Origin of the sequence: Brevundimonas pishanensis (genome assembly GCF_022750635.1) — a bacterium.
Classification (GTDB): Bacteria; Pseudomonadota; Alphaproteobacteria; order Caulobacterales; family Caulobacteraceae; genus Brevundimonas; species Brevundimonas pishanensis.
Genome location: NZ_JAJKBG010000002.1, coordinates 322,043 through 335,551 on the forward strand (window position 1 = coordinate 322,043; position 13,509 = coordinate 335,551).

Below are 13,509 nucleotides of genomic sequence, written 5' to 3' on the forward strand. Positions count from 1 at the left end.
GCGTCCACATTACCCATCTGTGACATCCTGCCTGTATTCCCCATAAGTTCCTGCGGAGTGACGTTTCTCGCGTCACGGTACCCAAACGGGCTTGTGGCGGAACCTCTGATGGGTGATTGTTATTTTTTGAAGACTTTGCTGCTTAGATTCTAGTGTCTAACATCAAGGTTGTCGCCTTTTCCCCCAATCCCGGTGGAAATGGCGGAGAGTGAGATGGGTCTATGACCAAAGCCGCCGGCACTGACGCCAAAAGCACGCTCTACTGCTCCTTCTGTGGAAAGAGCCAGCATGAGGTCCGCAAACTGATTGCGGGCCCGACCGTGTTCATCTGCGATGAATGCGTCGAGCTGTGCATGGACATCATCCGCGAAGAACAGAAGATCACGCTCAAGACGTCGAAGGACGGGGTGCCAACCCCGAAAGAAATCCGCGACGTTCTGGACGACTATGTGATCGGTCAATCGCACGCCAAGAAGGTGCTGTCGGTTGCCGTACACAACCACTACAAGCGCCTGAACCACGCGGCTAAGAACAACGACGTCGAACTGGCCAAGTCGAACATCATGCTGATCGGTCCGACCGGCTCGGGTAAGACCCTGCTGGCACAGACCCTGGCGCGCATCATCGATGTGCCGTTCACCATGGCGGACGCGACGACGCTGACCGAAGCCGGTTACGTCGGTGAAGATGTCGAGAACATCATTCTGAAGCTGCTTCAGGCGTCGGATTACAACGTTGAACGCGCCCAGCGCGGCATCGTTTACATCGACGAAATCGACAAGATCAGCCGCAAGTCCGACAATCCTTCGATCACCCGCGACGTGTCGGGCGAGGGTGTTCAGCAGGCTCTGCTGAAGATCATGGAAGGCACGGTTGCATCCGTCCCGCCGCAAGGTGGCCGCAAGCATCCGCAGCAGGAATTCCTGCAAGTCGACACGGCCAACATCCTGTTCATCGTCGGCGGCGCGTTCGCCGGCCTTGAGAAGGTGATCTCGGCGCGTGGCGATGGCGTGTCCATCGGCTTCGGTGCCAAGGTCAAGGAAGTCGACGAGCGTCGTACCGGCGAAATCCTCAAGGAAGTCGAGCCCGACGATCTGATGCGTTTCGGACTTATTCCGGAGTTTATCGGTCGTCTGCCGGTCCTGGCTACTCTGGAAGATCTGGACGAAGAAGCGCTGATCAAGATCCTGACTGAGCCGAAGAATGCTCTGGTCAAGCAGTACAAGCGCCTGTTCGACATGGAGAACGTGAACCTGACCTTCACCGACGACGCGCTGTCCGCGGTCGCCAAGAAGGCTATCACCCGCAAGACGGGTGCACGTGGTCTGCGTTCGATCCTGGAAGGTGTTCTGCTGGAAACCATGTTCGACCTGCCGACCTACGAGGGCGTGGAAGAAGTGGTGGTCAATGCCGAGGTTATCGAGGGCCGCGCCCAACCTCTGCTGATCTATTCCGAGTCGAAAAAGAAGAAAGCTGACCCTGCAGCTTGATTTGAACTGATGAGCTAGCGGGCAGGGCGGTCCTTTACGGGGCCGCCCTGTTGCGTTTTTAGCCCATGTTTACCGCTGTAAGCCCGAACTCTGTGGGTCGTTCTGGCGTTAAGCTTGAACCCGCATAATCACGTCCCACATAGTCCATTTGAAAAGCCGCCTGATGGCGGGCCGAGTCGGTAAGCGGAACAGGTTGTTCAAGCGGATCGGCTTTGGCGGGCCGGAGATTCACAAAGGCTCCCGAAAGTAAGCACCATGACCGAGAGCAAAATCCTCCCAGTCCTGCCGTTGAGAGACATCGTCGTCTTTCCGCACATGGTCGTGCCGTTGTTTGTCGGCCGCGAGAAGTCCGTGCGTGCCCTCGACGAGATCATGAAGGGCGAGAAGCAAATCCTGCTCGCGACCCAGAAGAACTCGACGGATGACGATCCCGCGACCGATGCCATCTATCCAACGGGCGTTCTGGCGACCGTACTGCAGCTGCTGAAACTTCCCGACGGCACCGTGAAGGTGCTGGTGGAGGGCAAGTCGCGCGCGCGACTGACCAAGTTCACCGACCGTCAGGAATATTACGAAGCCGAAGCTGTCGAAATCGACGACGAGCCGGGCGAGGCTTCGCAGTCCGAAGCTCTGCTGCGCGCAGTTATCGAGCAGTTCGAAAACTACGTGAAGCTGAACAAAAAGGTCCCGCCCGAGGCCCTCAGCTCCATTCCGCAAATCGCTGAACCGTCCAAGTTGGCTGACAGCGTGGCGGCTCATCTGGCCGTAAAGATCGCCGAGAAGCAGTCGCTGCTGGAAACCATCAGTGTCACCGAGCGCCTCGAGAAGGTCTACGGCCTGATGGAAGGCGAGATCTCGGTCTTGCAGGTCGAGAAAAAAATCCGCTCGCGCGTGAAGCGCCAGATGGAAAAGACCCAGCGCGAGTACTATCTCAACGAGCAGATGAAGGCGATCCAGCGCGAGCTGGGTGAGACCGACGATGCCCGCGACGAACTGCTGGAGCTGGAAAAGCGCATCGCCAAGACGCGCCTGTCGAAAGAAGCCCGCCTGAAGGCTGATGCGGAGCTGAAGAAGCTGCGCAACATGAGCCCGATGTCGGCGGAATCGACCGTGGTCCGCAACTATCTGGACTGGCTCCTGTCTATCCCATGGGGCAAGGCCAAGACCAAGGCTATCGACCTGAGCAAGGCCGAGGACATCCTCGAAGCCGATCACTACGGTCTGGAAAAGGTCAAAGAGCGCATCATCGAGTATCTGGCCGTTCAAGCCCGTACCGGTTCGCTTAAGGGCCCGATCCTGTGCCTCGTTGGCCCACCGGGTGTTGGTAAGACCTCGTTGGCGCAATCCATCGCTAAGGCAACGGGCCGTGAATACGTCCGTATGTCGCTGGGCGGCGTGCGTGACGAGGCCGAGATCCGCGGTCACCGCCGAACCTACATCGGCTCCATGCCGGGCAAGATCATCCAGTCGATGAAGAAGGCTAAGACCACCAACGCCTTCGTGCTGCTGGACGAGATCGACAAGCTGGGCGCAGACTGGCGCGGTGACCCGTCGTCGGCCCTGCTCGAAGTGCTGGATCCGGCACAGAACTCGACCTTCGGCGACCACTACCTGGAAGTCGACTACGACCTGTCGCAGGTCATGTTCGTCACTACGGCGAACAGCCTGAACATGCCGCAGCCGCTGCTGGACCGCATGGAGATCATCCGTGTCTCGGGCTACACCGAAGACGAAAAGGTCGAGATCGCCAAACGCCACGTGCTGCCGAAGCAGCTCAAGGATCACGGCCTCAAGGACGGTGAACTGATCGTTCCGGAGCAGACCATTCGCGACCTCATCCGCTACTACACCCGCGAAGCCGGTGTACGTTCGCTGGAGCGCGCGCTGGGTGGTCTGGCACGCAAGGCGGTCCGCGAGATGGCCAAGACCGGCGTGAAGTCCATCACGGTCGACGAAGCCAAGCTGGCCGAGTATGCGGGCGTGAAGAAGTTCCGCTATGGCGAAACGGAAGCCGAAGATCAGGTGGGTATTGTAACCGGCTTGGCCTGGACCGAGTTCGGCGGCGACATCCTCACGATCGAGGCGCTGAAGATGCCGGGTCGCGGTCGTATGACTGTCACGGGCAACCTGAAAGAAGTGATGAAGGAGTCGATCTCGGCTGCTGCATCCTATGTCCGTAGCCGCGCCCTCAGCATCGGCGTGAAGCCACCTGTCTTCGAGAAGACCGACATCCACGTGCACGTGCCGGACGGTGCGACGCCCAAGGATGGTCCGTCGGCTGGTGTCGCTATGACCGTGGCCATGGTTTCTGTTCTGACCGGCATACCGATCCGCAAGGATATCGCGATGACGGGCGAGATCACTCTGCGTGGTCGCGTGACCGCTATCGGCGGGCTGAAGGAGAAGCTGCTGGCGGCTCTGCGCTCGGGCGTGAAGACGGTGCTGATCCCTCAGGAGAACGAGAAGGACCTTGAGGACGTGCCGGAAAACGTGAAGGCCGCCCTCGAGATCGTTCCGATTTCAACTGCCGACGAAGCTTTGAAGTGGGCCCTGACCGGCACCCCGCAAGCCGTTGAATGGGACGAGGAGGCAGAGCCTCTCAATCCTGCGCCTGCGGCCGCTGGCCAAGTGGGCGGCGCATCGATCAGCCACTGATCGAGTTTAAGCTAAAGGATGCGGTCCGGTTTCCGGGCCGCATTTTTTATTGGAAATATTACGCCAGCTAACTGGCACGAGGGGAGGGATAACTCATGAGCAAAAGCGAGCTGATCGGTCGGATGGCTGAGGCGGCGGGAATCACCCGCGAGCAGGCAAAATTGGCGCTGGAAGCGTTTACCGATCACGTCGGCCAGACGCTAAAAGACGGAAGAGACTTAAGAATCGTCGGTTTTGGAAGTTTTTCTGTTTCCGAGCGCGCAGCCGGAAAAGCCCGTAATCCAAGGACTGGAGAGGTTGTTGAGCGCCCCGCATCGCGCAATGCACGCTTCAGAAGTGGAGAAGGATTAAAAAGCCTCTTGAACGGATGAGCGATAGGAGGCAAAGAAGCGCTCCGCAGCGGCTTCGGCCACTCAGGAAATCGGGCGGCTAGCTCAGCTGGTCAGAGCACCTCGTTTACACCGAGGGGGTCGGGGGTTCGAACCCCTCGCCGCCCACCATTCCTTCAAGTTGCGAAAAAAGGGCGTGATCTTCGTGATCACGTCCTTCTTTTTTTGCCTAGAGCCGAACGTCGACAGCCCCGCCGGATTCCGGCGTAGTACCGCTCATATTGGCCTTGGCGATTTCGAAGGCAAACTTCAGCAATCCGCCATCCGATACCCAGATACGACCATCAGCGCCGTCGAAGCGGAGAAGGGTCAGATGGGGATCTTCTTTGCCTTCTGGATACCATGCCGCAACAACCGGGTTCCAATGGCGGTCGATGATGGCTTGATCTCGCGGTGCTACGGTGAGGTTGCCGCGAAGGCTGGCCCAGATTTTCTGGTCTTTGGACCCGTATTCAAAGCAGGCCGCTGCGCCTGACGCCGCATCGCGCGCCAGTTCGACGTCATCGCGCGTGAAGAACCAGATGGAGTTGCTGCCTTCTTCCTGGAAGGCGGTCATCGGCTGGCTCAGATAGCCCGGCTGATCCAACCCCAGCATTCCGGTGTTGCTGGATTTCAGGGCTTTCCAGAATGCGTCTTGGGCTTCGGCAGGGGTGAGCTGTTTATCCGACATAGGCGTACTCCCGGGGTTGTTGACCCGGGAGGAACGGGCATAAGCCTCCCGCCGTTCCGCCAATGACGACTATCACACGGTAACGTCAGGCACCGGTAGAGACGAAACCTACAGCGCGCACCGGATGATCAGACAGATCGCGAATGATGGCAGCAGTTGCGCGGACCTGACGGATTTTGCGGGCGTCATCGACCACGCGGAAATCGACGGCGTACTCACCCTTTTGGTCAAATGCGTTTTCACGCGCGTGCCAATGGCTGCGGATACGTTCGACGTCGTCCGGATGCACGTAACCGAGGAACTGGGCCATCGAGTTGATCCCCACGGACGAGGAGATGCCCATGACCTTGTACCAGACGTCATTGCAGTGCACCCGGCCGGAGCGCAGGTCGATATCCCAGATCCCCAGTCCAGCGGCTTCGGCTGCCTTGGCCAGACGTTCCTCGCTCTGGCGGGTGGCCTCTTGAGAGCCGTGGCTGCAGGTGACGTCACGCGAAACGCAGAGCGCAGCAATAACGTGGCCGCTGCCATCCCGGTACGGCGTCAGAATGTGGTGCCATGTCTGCGGTTCTTCACCGGGGAACTGGCTGTGGTTCGAAAACTGGGTCGCTTCGCCGGCCAGCACCTGTTCAAGGATTTGCTCGACCTTGGGTCCCGCAGCGGGGGGCAGCAGGTCGACCCACTTCATACCCAGTTGCTGGGTCGGGGAGACCTTGAGCACACGACGGCCGGCTTCGTTCAGAAACAACAGACGGCCCGACGGGTCGACCACCTTCACGCAGTCCTCGAACATGTCCAGCATGCTGCGATAGAAGTCGGGGCGGGCCGCGGACGTTGTCTCGGGACGCAGGTCCGAGATGTCGGTCATGGTGCAGACCTGAATATCGTGGTCCAGAGCGGCAGAGGCGGCCAGCGACGGGCGGACGAGTGAACCGTCCTGGAGCAGGATGTCACGGCCAACGTCGGGCCCAATGCTGCGCAGGCCGATATCAACGCTCCAAGCCTTGTTGGAGGCCAGAACAACGCCGGCTTTGTCTACCAAGGCCATCGGTAGCGGAGAGACTTCCAGCCATGCGGGATCGTCCGCCGTCAGCGGGGCGGCGGTCTGTGCAAACAAATTCAGCTTACTAAGGAACTTGGCCATGCCGAGATTACACCCATCTTCTGCGGGCTTAATGCCAAGGCTTGCGACCAATGATAACTAGGTAAGACGTAAACAATTCTAACATTTGGCAACAGCTCGCAACCTTTTACGAGGTTTCGCCAATGGTTAAGCTTCTTTCGGTCCTAGATATCAAGCTTTGCTATAATTTGTTTCCAACCGCTCGTTATCGGATGAAATGAGGGACGAAACGCGAGGTATTGCGCGTGATCTTGCCCGTATCCTCACGAAGGCCGACGCCTACTGCCTCCGCACCGACGACCCACGAGCCGACAATGACGTACTGGCCCGAAAACCTCGGGGCAGGGTGAAGAGCTTGAATAATATGGCGTCCCTTGCCGTATCCCGCGTCCTGAATGCCGCCGCTGATTCCGTGCTCGACCAGTTCGACGTTGGCCCCTTCGCGCGAGAAGAATGGCTTGCGGGCATAGTTCCCGCTCAGGTTTGTTACGCTCGGATTACGCTCGAAATAGGCTTCGAGCAGGTTGGGGTGGCCGGGATGACGCTCCCACAATAGGGGCAGGATGGCCTTGTTGGAGAGGATACTCTTCCACGCCGGTTCCAGCATCTTCGTCCCGCTCGCGGGCAAATTCTGTGCCCAGCGATCGCGCAGCATGTCCTCCCACGGGTATAGCTTGAATAGGTTGGTGATGGTCCGGTCTTCGATGTCGACAAACAGGCCTGCGCCATCAATCCCAATCTGGTCGATAGCAACGAACTTCGGCTTCAGGTCTGCTTGGACAGCAAGGTCCTCAAGGAAGAGGACGGTCTGCCGGTCCTCTACAAACTCTGCGTCGGAGGCGAAATGGATCGGCGTCAGCGGCGGGACGATCTCTTTGAAACGCGAGACCAGCTTTTCATGGAGACTGTTGAACTGGTCGGCATGGGCGGGCAGGACGCCGTTCGCGATCTGCTCTTCCAGCCAGAGCCATTGAAAAACCGCTGTCTCAAAGATGCTGGTCGGAGTGTCCGCGTTGTATTCGTACATTTTCGCCGGAGACTTGCCGTCATAGGCGAAATCGAAGCGGCCGTAGAGCGATGGTTCGCCGGCGTGCCAGCTGTTGGCCACGTAATCCCGCATCGGTTCGGGGATATCGACGGCTTCCATCAACTCTTCGGATTCCACGACCTCATCGACGAGGTCGAGACACATGGCGTGCAGCGTTTCGGTGGGCGCTTCGATGTCGTCTTCGACCTCGGCCATTGAAAACGCGTAGGCGACCGACTCGTCCCAGTACGGGAGGCCGTTATCGTGGTGCCAGGTGAAGCCGACAGCTTTCGCTTTTGCTTGCCAATCCCAACGGGGCGCAAAATTCAAACGTTCCATAATAGGCCTTGGCTAGGTACAAACTGATCGCTGATAGTTCACTTACTGGATTCTGTCCCTCTGGGGCAGTTGTCCAGTTGCCGCGACGCCGCAGCTTGAGAGACGCATATGACCACTCGCCCCGAGACGCATAACGCCCTGCGCCGCATGAAGCGCTCCCGCATTCTGCATCTCAGCAGCCTGATGGCGACCGCCAGCTTCACGCTCGCTGCTTGTGGGTCGCCGCCGCAACAGGTTGCTGCCGCACCTGAAGGCGAATGGGACACCCGCGCCGAGGGTGCGTTCCGCACGGTTGAAGAGTGCAAGACCTCGGGCACCGCTACAGCCGCCGAATGTGATGCTGCCTATCAGGCGGCTTCTACCGAGGCCGCGGCCAATGCGCCAAAGTTTGCATCGAAGGTGGATTGCGAACAGGCGTCGGGCGTTGGCCAGTGCGAGGAGCGTGTTCAGGCGAACGGCAGTTCGGTATTTATGCCGATGCTTGCAGGCTTCCTGCTTGGGCGCATGCTGTCGAATGGAACGCGGGCGGCACCGTCTGCCTTGTTCCGTCAGAATGGCGACCTGCGCACGGCTAATGGCACCTTTGCAGGTCGCACCACCACGACGCAGCGCGCTGAACAAAAGACGGGTGGCTCGCGCGCCGTTGCACGCGGTGGCTTTGGCGGCAGCCGTGGCGGTTACGGCGGCTAAGCTTTTCACAAGTTTCGAAACATTTGTCCCCCGCATGGCTCGCCGTGCGGGGATTTTCTTTGCCTCGGAAATGCCCAGCTTAGGACATTTTGCAACGTCTCGGTCTGGCACACGCTCTTAATGCGGGGCTGTGCATATGGCGGCCGCGAATGTGTTTGAAGGCGCAAGCCGCAAGTCGCCGGAGTGCTGGGAATGGCAGACGATTACGCCAACGGTCGGGAGCTGGAGATCGCACCGCCGCTGGAAGCTATTGAGAGGGGTGTCAGTCTCTTTCTGGATTTGGATGGGGTCTTGGCGAATATCGAGCCCACTCCTGATGAAGTGGTTCCCCATAAAGAGCGGACCGAACGTCTGACCCGCTTGCAGAAGATGCTCGAAGGCAGGGTAGCGATCCTGAGTGGTCGAACGATCGAAGACGTTGATCGGATTACCGAAAAATCGATCGCACTGGTGGCCGGTGTACATGGCCTACAGTCCAGAGGTTTCGAGGCAGAAGAAAGCGAGCCTGGCGAAAAAGACCGCGTCGGCTTGGCGCTCGCGGCGGCCAAGGATTTTTCGCGGTCCTATCCTCTATTGCTGATTGAAAACAAGGATGTCGCCGTTGCTATCCATTACCGCGACACTCCAAACTCGGCCTCTGCCGTCAAAGAGTTCGCGGACAAGATTGCGCGCACCTTCGGCCTCGTTCGACAGAGCGGGCATTTCGTTGAAGAGGTGCGGCTGGGCGGTCCTAACAAGGGTGACGCGCTTCGTCGCTTCATGACCCTCCCAAAGTTTAAGGCAACCCGTCCCATCATGATTGGCGATGACCGGACCGACGAGGATGGGTTTGAGGCTGCCGATGAGCTGGGCGGCTTTGGCATCCGGGTTAACCCGCAAGGTCCGACGCTGGCGCGCTATCGTCTCGATAATACCGAGCACGTGGCCGCATGGCTCGATGCCTTTTTGGACAGAAAGTGAGGTCCGGCGTGGGGAGGCTTATCGTCGTATCTAATAGGGTTCAGGCTCCCAAGGATGCGTCGGACAGCTCCGTCGGCGGCTTGGCTATGGCACTGGCCGCTGCGCTTCGTGCTTATGACGGCTTCTGGTTCGGTTGGTCCGGCGAGACGACCGAGGAATTCGACGGCCAGATGAATGTGGAAGAGCGGGGCGGGGTGACCATCAAGACCATCCCGCTGGAAGCACAGGACGTCGATGAATATTACAACGGCTATGCCAACAAGACCCTGTGGCCGCTGTTCCATCACCGGATCGACCTGACTGCCTACGAGCGCTCATACAGTCATGGGTATGAACGGACGAACAAGCGTTTTGCCGAAGTTCTGGAACCCATGCTCGAGCCAGACGACGTGGTCTGGATCCATGATTATCATCTGATCCCGCTGGCTAGTTATCTTCGTAAACTGGGGGTGCGAAACCGTATTGGCTTCTTCCTTCACACCCCGTGGCCGGCACGGCAATTGCTCGTCACCTTGCCGCATCATGGCCAGATGGTCCGGGCGATGGGGGCCTATGACCTTATCGGATTCCACACCGAAGAATGGCGCGGCCTGTTCTGCGATTATCTGATTGAGCAGGCGCAGGGCAAGCGGCTGGATTCCGACACGGTGGCTGCGTCCGGCGAAATCTATCGCACAGGGGTATTCCCGATCGGGATTGACGTAGAGGGCTTCGTTGAGGGCAGCCACTCGGAACTCGCTATTCGCACGCTCAAGCGCATGAACAAGTCTGGCGATGGCCGATCCATGATGGTGGGTGTCGACAGGCTTGATTACTCCAAGGGCATTGAAGAGCGGCTCTCGGGCTTTGAGCAGTTTCTGACGGACCACGAGGAGTGGCGAAAGCGTGTGTTCCTGTTGCAGGTCACGCCGTTGTCACGCGATACGGTCGATAGCTATCAGGACATTCGCGAACGGCTTGAAGGTCTGGCTGGACGCGTGAACGGTCAGTTCGCGGATATGGACTGGCAGCCGATCCGCTATTTGAACCGGACCTATCGGCGCGACCAGTTGGCCGGCATATACCGCGCCTCCCGCGTCGGGCTGGTTACGGCGCTTCGGGACGGAATGAATCTGGTGGCCAAGGAGTATGTGGCTGCGCAGAACCCTGATGACCCGGGGGTGCTGATCCTGTCACGCTTTACCGGTGCAGCCGAGCAAATGACTGCGGCGCTGCTGGTAAATCCCTATGCGCGCGAGGAATTGGCCGATGCCATCTATCGTGCACTGGAGATGCCGTTGGAAGAGCGGATAGAGCGGTGGCAAAGTTTAATGGATGTCGTTCGGCACACGGACATCGCGATCTGGCGCGACACCTTCGTCAGCGAGTTGCAGGCAACCGCCGTGACGCCCCCAAGGTTCGCAGCTTCGGTGCACTGACGGCCTGAGTGACTGGGGGCGGCCTTGCGGCTGCCCCCCACTTTGTCTGATTAGAAGCGGACGCGAACGCCGCCGAAAACGCCGCGGTCTGCGGTACCAAAGTTCTGGAACATCTCGTACTGCTCGTCGAAGAGGTTTTCGACACGGCCGTAGATCTCGAGCTTGTCGTTGATCGGGTAGGAAGCCCGAAGATCAACCAAGGTGTAGGCCTCCAGCACGCCGGTGTTCGTCGCATTGGTGAACGTCTCACCCGAATAGCGCACGGCGACACCGGCCTTCAGACCGTTGGCGAATGCGTAATCAGCGGACAGATTGCCCATGTGCTCCGGACGGTAGGTCAGTCGCTTGCCCTCGGCCGAGCCCGAAGCGTTGATCGCATCGGTCCACGTGTAGTTTGCGGCCACGCGCAGAGAAGAGGTCAGGTCGATCGAGCCTGCAACTTCTACGCCCTGGGCCTCGGTACGCTGGATGTTGGCGTAGTAGCCCCAGCGCGACGTGCCGTTGACGAGGCACAGAGGATCGGTCGTTCCGAACGCACAGCTATTATAGCGGATTTCGTTGTCGGCCTTGCGGTTGAAATAGGTGACCGCAACAACGGCTTTGTCCGACAGCTTGTGCTGTGCCCCGAGTTCCCAGGACTCGAACTCTTCGGCCTGTAGGGTGAGATTGCCGTAGTCGCTGTAAAGCTCGTAGAGGCCCGGTGCACGGAAGCCTTGGCCCCAGCTTGCGCGGACAACGGTTGCACCGTCATTCAGCGTCAATGCAGCGGCCACGGAGCCTAGCGCATTATCGCCATACTGTTCGTGGTCGTCATAACGCAGACCGGCGGTGATGTTCAGTTGCGGTATGATCGCCCACTGGACTTGAGTGTAGGCGCTGTCCAGATCGGCGCGCCCCGACCCGTAAGCGGGCTTATCGTTACTGTCGGATGGTGAGCGCGATCGCATTTCCGAACGCTCTGTTTCCACTCCAAAGGTCGCTGTCAGGTCGCTCGTAAAGGCGAAGATGCCCTGATAGTCCCAACGGATATTTTGGCCGTCAGACTCAAAGGTCGTCGGCTCGATGATCCGGTCAGGGTTCAGCGTGCGGCGCTTGGTATCGGTGTAGGCAAAGCCGATGCGGTTGCGCAGCCGGTTCTCGAAAAGGTCGAAATTTAAACCGGCGTAGGTGATCAGTTCCTCGGTATTGCCATACTCGCGGCTGTCACCGTTGTAGGCGTCATAATCGTTCGTGCCATCGGACCAGACAGAGCGTAGATCAACCGACACATTGTCCGAGACCTTGTAGTTCAGTCGGCCGGAGAGGTTCGTCTGGCGGTAACCATCGTCCTCGGTGCCCGGGGAATAGGCCGAATAGCCATCGGTATCGAAGCGATTGGCGGCAAGACGCCAGCTCAGGCGGTCGCCGGCACCGCCGATAGCTCCACGGAAATGGCGGGTGCCGCGTGAACCGGCTTCTGCGCTGAGGTTACCCTGAAGAGAGGCGGTCGGTTCAGCGGTGACGATGTTGACTACGCCGCCAATGGCCTGACTGCCCCACAGGGTGGACTGGGCACCGCGAAGAATCTCGATCCGTCCGAAATCACCAACCATAAGGGTTCCGAAGTTCACGCCGCCTTGGGTGGAAGCGGGATCGTTCATCTTCACACCGTCGATCAGTACGACTGTGTGATGGCCTTCGGCACCGCGAATATTGACCGAGGCTGCGGAACCCAGATTGCCGCTGCGGGTAAAGCTGACACCGGGGGTGCGAGCCAGTTCGTCGGCCACAGTGGCGGCTTGGGCATTATCCAGCGCCGCACGGGTCAGGATCGTTACCGAAGCGCCGACCTTGTCGAGCGCCTGAGCGGATCGGTTTGCCGTGACCACAATGTCGGGCAGGGCAGTAGAGGCGGTGTGGTCCGCGACCGATGGCGCAGCGGCTTGCTGGTCCATCTCGGTGGCAAACGCTTGCGACGACAGAAGTAGTGCTAGGCCCGCAGTCGGGAAAAAGAGCCTGTTCAATGTGACATCCCCACATGGATGCGAACATGGACGACGCCGTGCGCGGTTTAGACACACGAGTTCGCTCGCTGGTCGCGGTTGAAAACGATGTCGTCACACGAGTTACCTCGACCACCTGGCTATTCCCGGCCACGCGGAGAACGACGGCGACAGGTAGGTCTCCTGGCTTGCGGATCACCGCCGTTGCACGTCGCCTTCCCAGCGGCTGTCAGGCCGTGGCCTTCGAGCTTCCAGTGGCGTTTGACGTGCGGGCTAACCGCTTACAGTTGCGGGAACAGCCAGAGCTTGAGACTCCGTTCCCTTTTAATCCCCGAGCGGGGAACCTGACGCACTTGGGCAGTAGGACTGTGTCTGGCACAGGTCAACCAGGAATTTCAGGCTGGGAATGCGGATAACATGGTCGGGCTATGTCCATTGACGAAGGAGGACGGGTTAGCCAGAACGATCATCGGTTGTAGGGGAGCACACCAGCATGCACCGTCTCGTTATCATTGCCCTGATCACAACGGGCGCGGTTGTCGTCGGCTGTACAGACAGCAAACGTGCAACGATGAGCGCGGAATTCAGCGATCAGCCAGCGGACATCACTTGCTGGTCCTACGGGACGGAAACCTACAACGGACGTTCTACGGGCCGGGTCACCCGCCGCGACGCAGCCACCACTTTTGTTGACGCCGCGAATGGCCGTCTCACCGCTATCGAGGGCGACTGCCGTATCGTCTATCTGCCCAAGACGAACTGAGCG

11 protein-coding genes, 1 tRNA gene and 1 riboswitch are annotated in these 13,509 nt (G+C 59.2%); of the genes, 8 read left to right on the forward strand and 4 right to left on the reverse strand.

Annotation, left to right across the window (positions count from 1 at the left end; all coding sequences use genetic code 11):
• Positions 1 to 221: 221 nt before the first annotated feature.
• The 4 genes from clpX (at position 222) to LOX95_RS05355 (ending at position 4,645) form a co-directional block, all read left to right on the forward strand.
• On the forward strand, positions 222 to 1,490 hold the full coding sequence (gene clpX / locus LOX95_RS05340) for an ATP-dependent Clp protease ATP-binding subunit ClpX (RefSeq protein ID WP_242913428.1): 1,269 nt from the start codon (positions 222 to 224) through the stop codon (positions 1,488 to 1,490).
• 255 nt (positions 1,491 to 1,745) lie between these two features.
• Positions 1,746 to 4,145, forward strand: coding sequence for an endopeptidase La (gene lon / locus LOX95_RS05345; protein ID WP_242913429.1), 2,400 nt, complete (start codon positions 1,746 to 1,748; stop codon positions 4,143 to 4,145).
• 95 nt (positions 4,146 to 4,240) lie between these two features.
• On the forward strand, positions 4,241 to 4,516 hold the full coding sequence (locus LOX95_RS05350; RefSeq protein WP_242913430.1) for an HU family DNA-binding protein: 276 nt from the start codon (positions 4,241 to 4,243) through the stop codon (positions 4,514 to 4,516).
• Between the two features lie 52 nt (positions 4,517 to 4,568).
• Positions 4,569 to 4,645, forward strand: a tRNA-Val gene (locus tag LOX95_RS05355).
• 58 nt (positions 4,646 to 4,703) lie between these two features.
• On the opposite strand, the gene LOX95_RS05360 is transcribed toward LOX95_RS05355, so the two are convergent.
• From LOX95_RS05360 to LOX95_RS05370, 3 genes are all read right to left on the reverse strand, one after another.
• Positions 4,704 to 5,204: a pyridoxamine 5'-phosphate oxidase family protein gene (locus LOX95_RS05360; protein ID WP_242913431.1), complete on the reverse strand. Its 501-nt coding sequence runs from the start codon at positions 5,202 to 5,204 to the stop codon at positions 4,704 to 4,706.
• 85 nt (positions 5,205 to 5,289) lie between these two features.
• Positions 5,290 to 6,348: a PAS domain-containing protein gene (locus LOX95_RS05365; protein WP_242913432.1), complete on the reverse strand. Its 1,059-nt coding sequence runs from the start codon at positions 6,346 to 6,348 to the stop codon at positions 5,290 to 5,292.
• A gap of 184 nt (positions 6,349 to 6,532) precedes the next feature.
• Positions 6,533 to 7,693 carry a glutathionylspermidine synthase family protein gene (locus tag LOX95_RS05370; RefSeq protein ID WP_242913433.1) on the reverse strand — a complete coding sequence of 387 codons (1,161 nt, stop codon included), beginning with the start codon at positions 7,691 to 7,693 and terminating at the stop codon, positions 6,533 to 6,535.
• 108 nt (positions 7,694 to 7,801) lie between these two features.
• Here LOX95_RS05370 and LOX95_RS05375 point away from each other — a divergent pair, with 108 nt between their 5' ends.
• The 3 genes from LOX95_RS05375 to LOX95_RS05385 all read left to right on the forward strand — a co-directional run bounded on the left by LOX95_RS05375 (position 7,802) and on the right by LOX95_RS05385 (position 10,761).
• Complete coding sequence (locus LOX95_RS05375) at positions 7,802 to 8,383, forward strand: DUF1190 domain-containing protein (RefSeq protein WP_242913434.1); 582 nt, start codon at positions 7,802 to 7,804, stop codon at positions 8,381 to 8,383.
• Positions 8,384 to 8,575: 192 nt separating this feature from the next.
• Positions 8,576 to 9,343, forward strand: coding sequence for a trehalose-phosphatase (gene otsB / locus LOX95_RS05380; protein ID WP_242913435.1), 768 nt, complete (start codon positions 8,576 to 8,578; stop codon positions 9,341 to 9,343).
• Between the two features lie 8 nt (positions 9,344 to 9,351).
• Positions 9,352 to 10,761 (forward strand): alpha,alpha-trehalose-phosphate synthase (UDP-forming), encoded by a 1,410-nt coding sequence (locus LOX95_RS05385; RefSeq protein ID WP_242913436.1) that lies wholly within the window; start codon positions 9,352 to 9,354, stop codon positions 10,759 to 10,761.
• A 50-nt stretch (positions 10,762 to 10,811) separates the two neighbouring features.
• Here LOX95_RS05385 and LOX95_RS05390 read toward each other — a convergent pair whose 3' ends face one another.
• Positions 10,812 to 12,764 carry a TonB-dependent receptor plug domain-containing protein gene (locus tag LOX95_RS05390; RefSeq protein ID WP_242913437.1) on the reverse strand — a complete coding sequence of 651 codons (1,953 nt, stop codon included), beginning with the start codon at positions 12,762 to 12,764 and terminating at the stop codon, positions 10,812 to 10,814.
• A gap of 135 nt (positions 12,765 to 12,899) precedes the next feature.
• Positions 12,900 to 13,106: riboswitch (cobalamin riboswitch) on the reverse strand.
• A 130-nt stretch (positions 13,107 to 13,236) separates the two neighbouring features.
• Here LOX95_RS05390 and LOX95_RS05395 point away from each other — a divergent pair.
• A complete protein-coding gene (locus tag LOX95_RS05395) occupies positions 13,237 to 13,506 on the forward strand; it encodes a hypothetical protein (RefSeq protein ID WP_242913438.1) in 270 nt (89 codons plus the stop codon).
• The last annotated feature ends 3 nt before the right edge of the window (positions 13,507 to 13,509 follow it).